Annotated in this window: 12 protein-coding genes and 1 pseudogene; 4 read left to right on the top strand and 9 right to left on the bottom strand. The window is 71.9% G+C overall.

The genetic code is table 11. The features are described from left to right. Positions 1 to 3 precede the first annotated feature (3 nt). Complete coding sequence (locus ACZ7L6_RS26990) at positions 4 to 198, bottom strand: DUF3046 domain-containing protein (RefSeq protein ID WP_433048907.1); 195 nt, start codon at positions 196 to 198, stop codon at positions 4 to 6. A gap of 80 nt (positions 199 to 278) precedes the next feature. On the opposite strand from ACZ7L6_RS26990, the gene ACZ7L6_RS26985 reads away from it, so the two are divergent. After that, positions 279 to 1,223, top strand: a complete 945-nt coding sequence (locus ACZ7L6_RS26985; RefSeq protein WP_471928168.1) for a hypothetical protein — start codon at positions 279 to 281, stop codon at positions 1,221 to 1,223. 6 nt (positions 1,224 to 1,229) lie between these two features. Here ACZ7L6_RS26985 and ACZ7L6_RS26980 read toward each other — a convergent pair whose 3' ends face one another. The 3 genes and pseudogenes from ACZ7L6_RS26980 to ACZ7L6_RS26970 all read right to left on the bottom strand — a co-directional run. After that, the gene (locus ACZ7L6_RS26980; RefSeq protein ID WP_471928166.1) at positions 1,230 to 1,538 is read right to left on the bottom strand and encodes an AzlD domain-containing protein; all 309 of its coding nucleotides are present in this window, start codon (positions 1,536 to 1,538) and stop codon (positions 1,230 to 1,232) included. Beyond that, positions 1,535 to 2,266, bottom strand: a complete 732-nt coding sequence (locus ACZ7L6_RS26975) for an AzlC family ABC transporter permease (protein WP_471928164.1) — start codon at positions 2,264 to 2,266, stop codon at positions 1,535 to 1,537. Before ACZ7L6_RS26975 ends, ACZ7L6_RS26980 begins: the two co-directional genes overlap by 4 nt. After that, positions 2,149 to 3,128 (bottom strand): annotated as a pseudogene (locus ACZ7L6_RS26970) (AraC family transcriptional regulator); the annotation flags it as partial. The gene ACZ7L6_RS26975 and the pseudogene ACZ7L6_RS26970, both read right to left, overlap by 118 nt. 142 nt (positions 3,129 to 3,270) lie before the next feature. On the opposite strand from ACZ7L6_RS26970, the gene ACZ7L6_RS26965 reads away from it, so the two are divergent. The 3 genes from ACZ7L6_RS26965 to ACZ7L6_RS26955 all read left to right on the top strand — a co-directional run bounded on the left by ACZ7L6_RS26965 (position 3,271) and on the right by ACZ7L6_RS26955 (position 10,178). Then, on the top strand, positions 3,271 to 8,241 hold the full coding sequence (locus ACZ7L6_RS26965; protein ID WP_471928162.1) for an ATP-dependent helicase: 4,971 nt from the start codon (positions 3,271 to 3,273) through the stop codon (positions 8,239 to 8,241). 264 nt (positions 8,242 to 8,505) lie between these two features. Next, positions 8,506 to 9,384: an Fpg/Nei family DNA glycosylase gene (locus ACZ7L6_RS26960; RefSeq protein WP_471928160.1), complete on the top strand. Its 879-nt coding sequence runs from the start codon at positions 8,506 to 8,508 to the stop codon at positions 9,382 to 9,384. A 32-nt stretch (positions 9,385 to 9,416) separates the two neighbouring features. Continuing rightward, positions 9,417 to 10,178 carry an SDR family NAD(P)-dependent oxidoreductase gene (locus tag ACZ7L6_RS26955; protein WP_471928158.1) on the top strand — a complete coding sequence of 254 codons (762 nt, stop codon included), beginning with the start codon at positions 9,417 to 9,419 and terminating at the stop codon, positions 10,176 to 10,178. On the opposite strand, the gene ACZ7L6_RS26950 is transcribed toward ACZ7L6_RS26955, so the two are convergent. From ACZ7L6_RS26950 to rimO, 5 genes are all read right to left on the bottom strand, one after another. After that, on the bottom strand, positions 10,126 to 10,404 hold the full coding sequence (locus tag ACZ7L6_RS26950) for a hypothetical protein (protein ID WP_471928156.1): 279 nt from the start codon (positions 10,402 to 10,404) through the stop codon (positions 10,126 to 10,128). The genes ACZ7L6_RS26955 and ACZ7L6_RS26950 overlap by 53 nt on opposite strands. A 276-nt stretch (positions 10,405 to 10,680) precedes the next feature. Next, a complete protein-coding gene (locus tag ACZ7L6_RS26945; RefSeq protein WP_471928154.1) occupies positions 10,681 to 11,061 on the bottom strand; it encodes a helix-turn-helix domain-containing protein in 381 nt (126 codons plus the stop codon). A 109-nt stretch (positions 11,062 to 11,170) separates the two neighbouring features. Then, positions 11,171 to 11,716, bottom strand: coding sequence for a CinA family protein (locus ACZ7L6_RS26940; protein WP_471928152.1), 546 nt, complete (start codon positions 11,714 to 11,716; stop codon positions 11,171 to 11,173). After that, on the bottom strand, positions 11,713 to 12,492 hold the full coding sequence (pgsA, locus tag ACZ7L6_RS26935) for a CDP-diacylglycerol--glycerol-3-phosphate 3-phosphatidyltransferase (RefSeq protein WP_471928150.1): 780 nt from the start codon (positions 12,490 to 12,492) through the stop codon (positions 11,713 to 11,715). The genes ACZ7L6_RS26940 and pgsA overlap by 4 nt, the downstream gene beginning before the upstream one ends. After that, positions 12,489 to 13,970 (bottom strand): 30S ribosomal protein S12 methylthiotransferase RimO, encoded by a 1,482-nt coding sequence (gene rimO, locus ACZ7L6_RS26930; RefSeq protein ID WP_471928148.1) that lies wholly within the window; start codon positions 13,968 to 13,970, stop codon positions 12,489 to 12,491. The genes pgsA and rimO overlap by 4 nt, the downstream gene beginning before the upstream one ends. Between the last annotated feature and the right edge of the window lie 59 nt (positions 13,971 to 14,029).

Below are 14,029 nucleotides of genomic sequence, written 5' to 3'. Positions count from 1 at the left end.
CGGTCAGCGCTTCTCCCCCGGAACGTTCATGACGGCGCAGACCACACGCCACACGTCCTTGGCGTCCCAGCCGGCGTCCAGCGCCTGGTGCACCGTGCGCCCGCCGAGCTCCGACATGACGTGATCGCGCGCGAAGGTGTCGGCGTATCCCGGACCGAAGTGGTCCGCCATCCGCTGCCAGAAGACCGTCAACCGCATGCGTCCAGTATCCCGCCCCTGAGGGTGGGCCTGCGCCGGGACCGCTTGCCGAGACCGCTTTCCGCCCTACGGTCTGACGCATGGCCGAAACCGGAGCTTCCCCACTCCCCCCGCCGCCTCCGGCGCACTCCCCGCTCTTCCGCGCCGAGCAGTTCATCTGGCTCACCGCGCGCGTGCTCGAGCAGCGACTCTTCGCGCACCACTTCCTGAACGGCGCCGCCGACCCGGTGGAGACCGCGCTGGACGCCTACCGCAACGAGGACGGCGGGTACGGCCACGCACTGGAGCCCGATCTGCGCGGCCCGGTCAGCCAGCCGCTGCACACCGGTCACGCACTCCGCGTCCTGGACGCCATCGAACGCTGCGGCGGACAGCGCGTGGACCGCGTATGCCGCTACCTCACCTCGGTCTCCACCCCGGACGGCGCCCTCCCGGCGATCCACCCGGGCCAGCGGGGCTACCCCGCGGCCCCGTTCATCCCGATCGTGGACGACCCGCCCAGCTCACTCCTGGCCACCGGGCCCGTGGTCGGTCTGCTGCACCGAAACGAGGTGTGGCACGCCTGGCTGTTCCGGGCCACGGACTTCTGCTGGCAGGCGGTCGAGTCCCTGGAGAAGTCCCACCCCTACGAGATCGAGGCCGCCGTGGCCTTCCTGGACTCCGCTCCCGACCGCACGCGCGCGGAGGCGGCCGCCGATCGCCTCGGCCGCCTGGTGCGCGAACAGCGCTTGGCGGCTCTGGAGCCGGAGAACCTGGACGCCTACCCGGTCTCCCCCGGCTACGCCCCCGGCGAGCACCACTTCCCGCACGACTACGCGAAGACACCGCGCTCCCTCGCGCGCGCGTGGTTCACGGACGACGAGATGAGCCGCTCCCTCGACCACCTGGCCGGCGAGCAGCAGGAGGACGGCGGCTGGCCCATCCGCTGGCGCCGATGGGCGCCGGGCACCGCCCTTGAAGCCCGCCCCATGGTGACGATCGAGGCGCTCCGCACGCTCAGGGCGCACGGCCGCCACATCGGCTGACCCACCTCACCCACCGATCGCCCGCACACCGGCCGTCACCACCACGGCCGCCGCGACGACGAGCAGGAACGGGGCCCGCAGTACGAGCACCACGGCAGCCGCGGCGACTCCGGCCACCCTTGCGTCCACCACAAGCGCATGCCCGTCGCCGAACGTCTGCTGAGCCGTGAGAGCGGCAAGGAGCGCGACGGGCAACAGTGCTGCAAGACGCCGGACGAGAGGCCTCTCCAGAGCCCCCGCGGGCACGAGCAGCCCGGCAAGCTTGACGGCGTAACAGCCGACAGCGGTGACGCCGATGGCGATCCAGGTGCTCACAGCTCCCCCTCCCGCACGTCTCGCCTACGACGCCCGTCGGCCCACAGCACGACCGGCGCCGCGAGAGCGGCCACCAGAACAGGCACACCGGCAGGCAGCACAGGCAACAACCCGAGCCCCAGAACCACGGCCAGACCTGCGACAGCGCGCTCGTTCGCGGACTTCAGCATCGGCGCGAGCAACGCCAGAAACACGGCGGGCCCGGCCGCATCGAGCCCCCAGGCATCGGTGTCACCAAGGGCCTCGGCCCCCAGCGCACCGACCAGCGTGGTGAGATTCCACAGCACATACAGACTCAGCCCTGTCACCAGGAACCCGATCCGCGCACTGCGCCGCGTCGGCTGCGCGAGCGCGACAGCGGCCGTCTCGTCGATCACCCACTGCGCGGCGAACGGCCGCACCGCGCGCGTGAGGCTGAGCAACTGCGACAGCCGCAGCCCGTAGAAGGCGTTGCGCACGCCCAGGAAGAAGGCCCCCGCGGCCGCGGTCAACGGACTGCCACCGGCCGCGAGCGCCCCCACGAGCGCGAACTGTGACGCCCCCGTGAACACCAGCAGACTGAGCGCACAGGTCTGCACGACCGTGAGCCCGCTGCCGGCCGACGTCACCCCGAAGGCGAACCCGGACAGCCCGACGGCCACTCCGACGCCCAGGGCGTCCCGTACGACAACCCCGTCGGGTTTGCCTCCGACGTCGCGGAGGTCTTCGAGAGCTCTCTGTTCTGCCACGCCTGCGACGCTAGGACAGCCCCTGCCAGGCGTCTTGTACGTTCTTGCGCTCCCGCTGATAGGCGCCCGGCGGAACGCCGACGATCCTGGTGAAGTGCCGGTTCAGGTGCGGCTGATCGGTGAATCCCACGGCAGCGGCGGCCTCCGCCGGCGAGCCACCCGCGTCCAGCAGCCGCCGAGCCCGCCGTACCCGCGCATCGGTCAGCCAAGCATGCGGCGGCATCCCATACAGATCCCGGAACGCCCGCAACAAGGCGAACGGCCCGGTCCCCAGATCGGAAGCCAGCTTCTCCAGACTCGGCGGCTCGGCCATCCGCGCCTCCAGCACCTCACGCGCGCGTAGCGCGATCCGGTCCCCCGCCGTCCTCACCTTCCGCTGCGGCAGCGCCCCACCGTTCAACCGCAGCAACCGGGTCACGGCAACCCGAAGCAACGTGTCGGCAGCCAGCGCGTTGCCCTCGTCCGCGGCACGCAGCACTTGATGCACCAGCCCCACGGCGTACGGATCATCCAGCACCGGCCTGACGAACCCCGGCGTCCCACGGATCACGGTGGTCTCGGCCGCGATCTCCGCCACCACTTCCGGCGACGGATACACGGCCCCGTACTGCCACCCCTCTGGAACCCCCGCCCGCCCGGTATGCGGCGTATCCGGATTGACCAACGCAAGCGCACCGGCCCCCGCGTACTGATCGGCACCCCGATGGTGAAAGACCTCCACACCCTCCGCGATGGCAGCGATCACAAAGTGCTCATGGGTGTGCCGGACAAACGTCTTCCGCACGTACTGGGCCCGCAGCAGATCAACACCGGGCAACTCGGCATACCGCCAGTGCCGCGCCCGCTCGCCCGAACCTGCCATACCCCCATTCTCAGCGAAGCCGACGGGCCGCTGAGCGGCGCACCCACCCGCAGGCATCGGCGCGCACTCCCACCGAACCCGCAGCCTGATCACGTTCGCCCAGCTCAGCCGCATTGTCAGACCCCGGGTGCAGGATGGACGCATGGTCAGCAAAGGACACCGAGCCCTGGACGGCTTCTCCCCCGCAACCCGCGGCTGGTTCACGGGCGCCTTCTCCGCGCCCACCGCAGCCCAGGCAGGCGCGTGGAAAGCCATCAACGAGGGCTCGGACGTGCTGGTCGTGGCCCCAACCGGCTCCGGCAAGACGCTGGCCGCCTTCCTCGCGGCCTTGGACCAGCTGGCCTCCACACCCCCGCCGGCCGACCCCAAGAAACGCTGCCGCGTCCTCTACGTCTCCCCGCTGAAGGCCCTGGCCGTCGACGTGGAGCGCAACCTCCGCAGCCCCCTGACCGGCATCCGCCAGGAATCCGTACGCCGGGGCCTGCCCGAGCCCGAGGTCAAGGTCGGCATCCGCTCGGGCGACACCCCTGCCGCAGAGCGCCGAGCCCTGTCGACCCGCCCCCCGGACATCCTGATCACCACCCCCGAGTCCCTGTTCCTGATGCTGACGTCGGCCACACGCGACGCCTTGACCGGCATCGAGACGGTGATCCTGGACGAGGTCCACGCGGTGGCGGGCACCAAACGCGGCGCTCATCTCGCCCTTTCCCTGGAGCGCCTGGACGAGCTCCTCCCGAAGCCTGCCCGCCGCATCGGCCTGTCCGCGACCGTCCGCCCGGTCGACGAGATCGCCCGCTACCTCTCCCCCCGCCGCAAGGTGGAGATCGTCCAGCCGAAGTCGGGCAAGGAGTTCGACCTCTCGGTCGTGGTCCCCGTCGAAGACCTCGGCGAACTCGGCGGCTCGCCGGTGGCCGACGGCTCCGAAGGCACGGAGCGCCCCTCGATCTGGCCGCACGTGGAGGAGCGGATCACCGACCTGGTCCAGGCCCACCGCTCCACCATCGTCTTCGCCAACTCCCGCCGCCTCGCGGAACGCCTGTGCAACCGCCTCAACGAGATCGCCTACGAACGGGCCACCGGCGAAACCCTGGACGAACAGCACGCCCCGGCCGAACTCATGGGCGGCTCGGGCGCAGCCCAGGGCGCACCGCCGGTCATCGCGCGCGCCCACCACGGCTCGGTCTCCAAGGAACAGCGCGCCCTGGTCGAGGAGGACCTCAAGGCGGGCCGTCTCCCCGCGGTGGTGGCCACCTCCAGCCTCGAACTGGGCATCGACATGGGCGCCGTCGACCTCGTGGTCCAGGTCGAATCACCCCCCTCCGTGGCCTCCGGCCTGCAACGCGTCGGCCGCGCAGGACACCAGGTCGGCGCGGTCTCCACAGGCGTGGTCTTCCCGAAGTACCGCGGTGACCTGGTCCAGGCGGCCGTGGTCACCGAACGGATGCGCACCGGGTCCATCGAGTCCCTCAAGGTCCCGGCCAACCCCCTGGACGTCCTGGCGCAGCAAGTCGTCGCGATGACGGCGATGGACACCTGGCAGTTCGACGACCTCCTCGCCACCGTCCGCCGGGCCGCCCCGTTCGCCTCGCTCCCCGAATCCGCCTTCACCGCGGTCCTCGACATGCTCGCCGGCCGCTACCCGTCCGACGCCTTCGCGGAGCTTCGCCCGCGCGTGGTCTGGGACCGCGTCGCCGGTACGATCACCGGCCGCCCCGGCGCCCAGCGCCTCGCCGTCACCTCCGGCGGCACGATCCCCGACCGCGGTCTCTTCGGGGTCTTCCTCGCCGGAGCCGACCCCAAGAAGGGCGGCGGCAGGGTCGGCGAGCTCGACGAGGAGATGGTCTACGAGTCCCGCGTCGGGGACGTCTTCACGCTCGGCACCAGTTCCTGGCGCATCGAGGACATCACGCGCGACCGCGTCCTGGTCTCCCCCGCCCCGGGCGTACCGGGCCGCCTTCCCTTCTGGAAGGGCGACCAGCTGGGCCGCCCACTCGAACTGGGCCGCGCGGTGGGTGCGTTCCTGCGCGAGGTCGGCTCGCTGCCCAAGGAGGACGCCCGCCTGCGTCTGCTCGCCGCCGGTCTGGACGCATGGGCGGCCGACAACGTCCTGTCCTACCTGGACGAGCAGCGCGAGGCCTGCGGCCACGTCCCGGACGACCGCACGATCGTCGTCGAGCGCTTCCGCGACGAGCTCGGCGACTGGCGGGTCGTCGTGCACTCCCCCTTCGGCGCCCAGGTCCACGCCCCCTGGGCCCTCGCCCTCGGCGCGAAACTCTCCGAGCGGTACGGCATGGACGCACAGGTCATGCACGCCGACGACGGCATCGTGCTGCGCCTGCCCGACGCCGACCTCATGGGCCTGGACCTCCTGGACCAGGAACCGATGAAGGCCGGCACGGAGTACGACGCCGACCAGGCGCCCGTGGGTGCGGCGGACGTCGTCTTCGACAAGGGCGACGTCGACCAGATCGTCACCGACCAGGTCGGCGGCTCGGCCCTGTTCGCGTCCCGCTTCCGCGAGTGCGCCGCCCGCGCGCTGCTGCTGCCGCGCCGCAACCCGGGCAAGCGCACCCCGCTGTGGCAGCAGCGCCAGCGCGCCGCCCAACTGCTGCAGGTGGCCGGCGAGTTCGGCTCCTTCCCGATCGTCCTGGAGGCGGTCCGCGAGTGCCTGCAGGACGTCTTCGACGTCCCGGGTCTGACAGAGCTCATGGGCGACCTCGAGTCCCGCAAGGTGCGCCTGGTCGAGGTCACCACCCCCGAGCCGTCCCCCTTCGCGCGCTCGCTCCTCTTCGGGTACGTCGCCCAGTTCCTGTACGAGGGGGACTCCCCACTCGCCGAGCGCCGTGCCGCCGCCCTGTCGCTGGACTCGCGCCTGCTGGCCGAGCTGCTCGGCCAGGCGGAGCTGCGGGAGCTGCTCGACGCCGAGGTGCTGACGGAGCTGGAGCAGGAACTCCAGTGGCTCACCGAGGACCGCCGTGTCAAGGACGTCGAAGGCGTCGCGGACGTCCTCCGCCTCCTCGGCCCGCTCACGGACGCCGAGTTGGCCGAGCGGGGCGCCGAACCGCACTGGGCCCAGGAACTGGCCGCCGCCCGCCGCGCCATCAAGGTCCGCATCGCCGGCGGCGACCACTGGGCGGCGATCGAGGACGCGGGACGCCTGCGCGACGCGCTCGGCACGGCCCTGCCGGTCGGCGTGCCCGAGGCCTTCACCGAGCCGGTCAAGGACCCGCTCGGCGACCTCCTCGCCCGTTACGCCCGCACCCACGGCCCGTTCACCTCGGCCACGGCAGCGGCCCGCTTCGGCCTGGGCGTGGCGATCACAGAGGGCGCCCTTCAGCGGCTGGCGGCGAGCGGGCGCGTCGTACAAGGCGAGTTCCACCCGGCCGGCATCGGGCAGGAGTGGTGCGACGCCGCGGTCCTGCGCCGCCTGCGCCGCCGCTCCCTCGCCGCCCTGCGGCATGAACTGGAGCCGGTACCGCCGCCCGCGCTCGCCCAGTTCCTGCCCCAGTGGCAGCACATCGGCAAGGGACACGGGCTGCGAGGCATCGACGGACTGGTCCGCGCCATCGAGCAGTTGCAGGGCGCATCCGTGCCCGCGTCCGCCCTGGAGAAGCTCGTCCTGCCGTCCCGCGTCGCCAACTACACCCCCGCGATGCTCGACGAGCTCACCGCGGCCGGAGAGGTGGTCTGGGCCGGAGCGGGCTCGCTCCCCGGCAAGGACGGCTGGGTCTCCCTCTACATGGCGGACGCGGCGCCACTGCTCCTGCCGCAGCCGCACCCCCTGGAGCTGACGGCGCTGCACCAGTCCGTCCTGGACGCCCTCTCCGGCGGTTACGGCCTGTTCTTCCGCCAGATCGCCGATCAGATCCGTGTCACCACCCACCCCGACGTCACCGACCCCCAGATCGCCGACGCCCTCTGGGAGCTGGCGTGGTCGGGCCGCCTGACGAACGACACGCTCGCACCCATGCGCTCCCTGCTGGGCTCGGGCCGCACCGCCGGCTCCACGGCCCACCGGGCCAAGCGCACCGTTCCGCGCGGCCGCTACGGCTCCCTCACGGCCGCCGCCCGCCCCGCCTCCCGCACCGGCCCGCCGACCGTCGCCGGCCGCTGGTCCCTGCTCCCGGCGCACGAACCCGACCCCACCGTGCGCGCCCACGCCCTGGCCCGCGCACTCCTCGACCGGCATGGCGTGGTGACCCGGGGGGCGGTCACCGCGGAGGGCGTCGAGGGCGGCTTCTCGGCGACGTACCGCATCCTGTCCGCCTTCGAGGAGAGCGGCCAGGCGCGGCGCGGCTACGTGGTCGAGGGACTGGGCGCCGCCCAGTTCGCGATGGACGGCGCGGTGGACCGCCTGCGCGCGGTGGCCAACGCCCGCGACCGCGGCGAAGGCCTGCCCGGCCCGAGCGCCCCCGACGGCTACGGCCCTCCTGGCCCCGACGGTACCGACAGCCTCGGCACCACGGCCGACTTCGGCACGTACGACAACCCTGACAGCGCTGACCCGTACGGCGCCCATGACGCGGCCCCCGCATACGACATCCCCGACCTCGACCACGACTTCCTGGACGCCCATCTGGGCCCCGGCGACTACGTCTCGCCCCGCGACCGCGCACCCCAGGCCGGCCCGCGCGCCCCGCAAGCCCCCGCGTGGCACAACGGCGGCACACCGTACGGATCCGGCCCAGGCTTCGCCTCCCGTCGCAACCGCCCGGCCGCCGACACCCGAGCCGTCGTCCTCGCCGCCGCCGACCCGGCGAACGCGTACGGCGCCGCCCTGGCCTGGCCCGAGCCTCCCACCGGTGCCGGGCACAAGCCGGGCCGCAAGGCGGGCTCCCTCGTGGTGCTCGTCGACGGTGAGCTGACCCTCTACATGGAGCGCGGCGGCAAGACACTGCTGGCCTGGCCCTCGGCCCCCGACACCGACCCCGCGGACGACCCCCGACTGCACACGGCCGCGGAGGCCCTCGCCGCAGCCGCCCGCGCGGGCTCCCTGGGCACGGTCACGGTGGAACGCGTGAACGGCGCCTCCGCCCTGACGTCCCCCCTAGGCACCCTCCTGGAAGGAGCGGGCTTCATCGCAACACCCCGAGGCCTACGCCTACGCGCCTGACCACACCGCGCCCGCCCGGCCGCTGAGCCCCACCCGAGCCCCGCCCCGCTCGCCACCTGCACCCTCAGCCCACCGTGCGGTCACCGACCGCGCCCTCATCCCCTCCAACCCGCCACCCGACGGCACCCTTCATCCCACCAAGCCACCCTCCAGCCGCACCCCTCACCCCACGCAACCCACAGCCGCCGGGGCCACCCCACCTCGCACCGCAACCGGCACCCAGCACCGCCGACGCCCCACCCCACCCCATGCCACCCTGGACCCATGCCCGAAGGAGACACGGTCTGGCAAACCGCGAAACGGCTGCACACCGCCCTCGCGGGCAAAACCCTGACCCGCACCGACTTCCGGGTACCGAAGTACGCCACGGTCGACCTCACGGGCCGCAGCGTCCTGGACGTCACCCCACGCGGCAAACACCTCCTCACCCGCGTCGAGGGCGGCCTGACGCTGCACTCGCACCTGGGGATGGAAGGCTCCTGGAAGGTCTACACGGACCAGCAACGCTGGACGGGCGGCCCCGCCCACCAGATCCGCGTGATCCTCGCTGCCGCCGAACCCCGCACAGACCACACAGCCCACACAACCCGCACAGCCGTCGGCTACCGCCTCCCCGTCCTGGAGCTCCTGCACACCGCCGAGGAACACCGCGCCGTCGGCCACCTCGGCCCCGACCTCCTGGGCCCGGACTGGGACCCCGACCGCGCCCTCGACAACCTCCTCGCGGACCCGGCCCGCCCCCTCGGCGAGGCCCTGCTGGACCAGCGCAACCTCGCCGGCATCGGCAATGTGTACAAGAGCGAGCTCTGCTTCCTGCTCCGCGTCACCCCCTGGCTGCCGGTCGGCGCCCTCCCCGCCGAGCACACCGCCCAACTGCCCGTGCTCGCCAAGAAGCTGCTGGAAGCCAACCGCGACCGCCCGATCCGCCGTACGACGGGCCGCCGCGGCCAGGACCTGTTCGTGTACGGCCGCACGAATCGCCCCTGCCTGCGCTGCACCACCCCGATCCGCGCGGCCGACCAGGGCGACGGCTCCCGCGAGCGCCCCACCTACTGGTGCCCCAACTGCCAGGCGGGCCCCGCCCCGAGCCCGGCACCCGGCACCCCCTCACGCCGCGGGACTCAGCACCGTACGACTAATTGACGCCCCGTCAGAAATCCTCGTACCGTCCCTTCATGGCCGTCAAGGCGTACGACCTCACCGGACTCACCGCATTCGTCACCGGCGCGGCCAGCGGCATCGGCCGCGCCTCGGCCGTGCTGCTCGCCGAAGCCGGCGCCACCGTGCACTGCGCCGACCGCGATGCCCAGGGCCTGCACGACACGGCGACCCTGATCAAGGCGAGCGGCGGCACCGCCCGCACCCACCACCTCGACGTCACCGACCGCGACCAGCTCCGCCGGGCCGTCGCCTCCTGCGAGCGTCTCGATGTGATGGCCGCGGTCGCGGGGATCATGCACAGCAGCCCGGTCCTGGAGACCCGTGACGAGGACCTCGACCGTGTACTGAACGTCAATTTCAAGGGCGTGCTCTACGCCTGCCAGGAGGCCGCCCGCGCGATGCTCTCCCAGCGCACCAAGGGCAGCATCATCACCATGGCCTCGGGCGCCGTCGACACCGGCGGCCCCGGCCTGCTCTGCTACGGCGCGGCCAAGGCAGCCGTCGTGCAGCTGACGAAAACCCTGGCGAACGAGATCGGCCGATACGGCATCAGAGTCAACGCGGTCGCACCGGGCTGGATCCGCACGCCCATGACCGACCACCACGGCGAAGCCCAGACGCAGACGGAGGCGTTCATGGCCCGGATGTCGCCGCTGGGCAGGGTCGGCGAGCCGGAGGACGTCGCGCACGCCGTGCTGCACCTGGCGTCGGACGCTTCGTCCTTCACGACGGGGCAGATCCTTCGTCCGAACGGCGGTGTGGCGATGCCGTGGTAGCCCGCCCCGCCCGCCAGGCCTCCGCCCAGCGCCGCGGATCGACGGCTCCCGCGGCCCGCGCCTTCGGCACGCAGTGCACCGGCAACAGGCTCAGACCCCATCCTCCGGCCGCCACGGCCCCTTCGAGCGCCCCCGCCTGCGGCACCAGCGCGAGCCGCAGCACGGCCCACCACCACAGCGCACCGAACCCGAGAGCCACCCCCCAGCGCGCTATCGGCCGTGCCATCCACTCACCTCCAGCCCGAGGCTAGGGCGCCCGTTCACCCACCGGGAGGGCGCACCAACGGCACACGGATGCAGCGCGGGCCAACGCCATCACGGCGCGTCAGGCGCCGTCACACCTCCACGATGACCGCCGGGCCACCCACCGGCAAACGGACCTGCACGCCCTGTACAGCACGAAACCCCGACCGCACTCCCCCAGATCTCCCTGGAGAAGGCCCGGCCGGGGCCTCACACAACTTCTCAGCACATGGTCATCCCATGCGCACCGACGGCACCGTTACGCGGCGACCACGTCCACCGCCTCGGAAGGCGCCTTGATGGTCACCCGTTCCGGTGGCACACCGGTCACCGACACGGAACCCAGCATCGGACGGACCGACGTGGGCACAGGCTCGCTCGCAGTGGCCGCAGCGGACTGGGCCAGCTCGGCGAGCGCGAGTTCGTCGCTCACTTCCCGCATGAGCTCGGACATCCGTACGTCCAGCGCGTCGCAGATCGCGGCGAGCAGCTCGGAGGAAGCCTCCTTCTGCCCCCGCTCCACCTCGGAGAGATAGCCGAGTGAAACTCGGGCGGACGAGGAGACTTCGCGCAGAGTACGGCCCTGGCGCTGGCGCTGCCGACGCAGCACGTCACCCAGCAGGCGACGGAGCAGAATCATCGGTGGCTCCCTCCTCGGACCGCGTAGCCGCATCCTTCACGCCCCACCGTACCGCCTTGCGCCGCGGCCGTGCGGGGAGCGATGTCGTGTTCACTCAGGGCTGCAAACATCAAAACCCCCCGTTCTGTTCCGTATCCTGTGCCCGCTCATTCCCAGTGTGTTCGCTCGCAAGCTCCTTCAGGAGCAGTGCGAGTACGCTCCGTACACTCTCCATACGAATTTCCGCGCGGTCGCCGTTCAACCGCAGCGCCTCCACTTTTCCGCCACCGGCGGAACCGGAACCAGGGGCGAAGGGCCCGTCCACGGCCACGAAAACCGTTCCCACGGGCTGTCCGTCCTGCCTCTCGGGTCCCGCGACGCCGGTCGTCGCGATGCCCCAGTCGGCCCCCAGAGCCTTCCGTACGCCGACCGCCATCTGGGCCGCGACCTGCGGATTCACCGCTCCGTGCTGGGCCAGCAGAGTGGCGTCGACGCCGAGCAGCTGGTGCTTGAGCTCGGTGGCGTAGGCGGTCACCGACCCCCGGAACGCCTTTGATGCCCCAGGGGCGGCTGTGACTTCCGCCGCAACCAGTCCGCCCGTCAGCGACTCGGCGACAGCGAGCGTCTCGCCTCTCACTGTGAGTAGTCGCACGACGTCGGCGGCCGTGGAATTCACGCTTCCGTCTCCTCCAACGCGGCCTTGCGCTCGGCGATTCCCTGCCTGCGCAGCACAATGGCTTGTCTCACATAGTCGAGTCCGGTCACCACCGTCAGGACGACCGCCGCAGCCATCACCCAGAACCTCAGAGTGGCCAGCCACCCCGTCAGCGCCAGGATGTACATCCCGACGGCCACGCCCTGCGTGAGGGTCTTGAGCTTGCCGCCCCGGCTCGCCGGGATCACGCCGTACCGGATGACCAGGAAACGCAGGAGAGTGATCCCGAGTTCCCGGCCGAGGATGACTCCCGTCACCCACCACGGCAGATCGCCCAGCGCGGACAGACAGATGAGCGCCGCACCCATGATCGCCTTGTCGGCTATGGGGTCGGCGATCTTCCCGAAGTCCGTGACGAGGTTGTACGTCCGGGCCAGATGACCGTCGAACAGGTCGGTGATCATGGCGATAGCGAAGGCCGCCCAGGCGAACGAGCGCCAGGCGGGGTCGTATCCACCCTCGGCCAGCATCAGCACGACGAAGACGGGCACAAGGACGAGCCGGAGCATGGTCAGGAAGTTGGCGATGTTCCAGACGCTGGCCTGGTTGACGGCCGCCGCCACGATCTTCCCGCCGCGCGCGGGCTTCGCCCCGTCCGGCACACCGGCTTCGGCGCCACCGCGTTCCGCACCGGTCGCCGTCGAGCCACCGGCCTTGGACGAACCCATGGCACCCACCTTGCCTGCCGCACCCGCCGGGGAGGAGCCACCCGCGGCGGACGCCGGAACTCCGGTCATCTGCCCGCCTCCTCACTACACGCGAGCGTGCCCTGCAGCGGCTCGGCCACCAGGTCGACGCCCTCCGTGCCGACCACCTTCGCCTCGACGATACGACCGATGCTCAGCCCCGCGCCGCTCGTGAGCAGCACCTGGCCGTCCGTCTCCGGCGCCTGGTGCGCCCCACGGCCGTACGCGCCCTCCGCCGAGTCCTCGGCGTCCACCGCCTCCACGAGCACGTGCACGGTCTCCCCGACGCGCTCCTCGGCCCGCTGCGAGACGAGCTCCTCGGCCAGCCGGGAGACACGTGCCAGCCGCTCGGCGACTACGTCCTCGTCGAGCTTGTCGTCGTACGTCGCGGCTTCCGTGCCCTCCTCGTCGGAGTAGCCGAAGACACCGATGGCATCCAGTCGCGCGCTGTTCAGGAACCGCTCCAGCTCGGCCAGGTCGGCCTCGGTCTCGCCGGGGAAGCCGACGATGAAGTTCGAGCGCACACCGGCCTGGGGCGCCTTGCCGCGGATGGTGTCGAGCAGTTCCAGGAAGCGGTCGGTGTCGCCGAAGCGGCGCATCGCGCGCAGCACGTCGGGGGCGGAGTGCTGGAAGGACAGGTCGAAGTACGGGGCGACCTTCGGGGTCGAGGTCAGCACGTCGATCAGTCCGGGCCGCATCTCGGCCGGCTGCAGGTAGCTCACGCGCACCCGCTCGATGCCGTCGACCTCGGCGAGCTCGGGCAGGAGGGACTCCAGCAGGCGGATGTCGCCCAGGTCCTTGCCGTACGAGGTGTTGTTCTCGGAGACCAGCATGATCTCCTTGACGCCCTGCTCGGCGAGCCAGCGCGTCTCGTTCAGGACGTCGCTCGGGCGCCGTGAGATGAAGGAGCCGCGGAAGGACGGGATGGCGCAGAAGGAGCAGCGCCGGTCGCAGCCGGAGGCCAGCTTCACCGAGGCGACCGGGGAGCCGTCGAGGCGGCGGCGCAGGGGCGCACGGGGGCCGGACGCCGGAGCGAGCCCCTCCGGAAGGTCGGCGGGGGCATGCCCGGGAAGCGCGACGCCGGCCGCCGACTCCTGCCGCTCGGCCGGGCTGATCGGCAGCAGCTTGCGCCGGTCGCGCGGGGTGTGAGCGGCGTGGATGCCGCCGTTCAGGATGGTCTGCAGGCGGTCCGAGATGTTCGCGTAGTCGTCGAAGCCGAGCACGCCGTCGGCCTCGGGGAGGGCCTCGGCGAGGTCCTTGCCGTACCGCTCGGCCATGCAGCCCACCGCCACGACGGCCTGGGTTCTCCCATGCCCCTTGAGATCGTTGGCCTCCAGGAGCGCGTCGACGGAGTCCTTCTTGGCGGCGTCGACGAAGCCACACGTGTTGACCACGGCGACATCCGCGTCCGCGGCGTCCTCCACGAGGTCCCAGCCGTCCGCCTCCAAGCGGCCTGCGAGCTCCTCCGAGTCCACCTCGTTACGGGCGCAGCCAAGAGTGACGAGTGCGACGGTACGGCGTTCAGGCATGGGCTCAAGACTACTTTGTCTGACTGACACCCCACGTCGACGGGGTTGGCCGATCTTGG

The organism is Streptomyces sp. NPDC107522 (assembly GCF_055657525.1).
Note: the sequence above shows the minus strand (reverse complement) of the source record. Positions and strands in the feature narration are given on the sequence as shown.

Coding starts and splice junctions, on each gene's coding strand:
- ACZ7L6_RS26990 (WP_433048907.1), bottom strand. CDS start 198: ATGCGGTTGACGGTCTTCTGGCAGCGGATGGCGGACCACTTCGGTCCG.
- ACZ7L6_RS26985 (WP_471928168.1), top strand. CDS start 279: ATGGCCGAAACCGGAGCTTCCCCACTCCCCCCGCCGCCTCCGGCGCAC.
- ACZ7L6_RS26965 (WP_471928162.1), top strand. CDS start 3,271: ATGGTCAGCAAAGGACACCGAGCCCTGGACGGCTTCTCCCCCGCAACC.
- ACZ7L6_RS26960 (WP_471928160.1), top strand. CDS start 8,506: ATGCCCGAAGGAGACACGGTCTGGCAAACCGCGAAACGGCTGCACACC.
- ACZ7L6_RS26955 (WP_471928158.1), top strand. CDS start 9,417: ATGGCCGTCAAGGCGTACGACCTCACCGGACTCACCGCATTCGTCACC.
- ACZ7L6_RS26950 (WP_471928156.1), bottom strand. CDS start 10,404: ATGGCACGGCCGATAGCGCGCTGGGGGGTGGCTCTCGGGTTCGGTGCG.
- ACZ7L6_RS26945 (WP_471928154.1), bottom strand. CDS start 11,061: ATGATTCTGCTCCGTCGCCTGCTGGGTGACGTGCTGCGTCGGCAGCGC.
- pgsA (WP_471928150.1), bottom strand. CDS start 12,492: ATGACCGGAGTTCCGGCGTCCGCCGCGGGTGGCTCCTCCCCGGCGGGT.
- rimO (WP_471928148.1), bottom strand. CDS start 13,970: ATGCCTGAACGCCGTACCGTCGCACTCGTCACTCTTGGCTGCGCCCGT.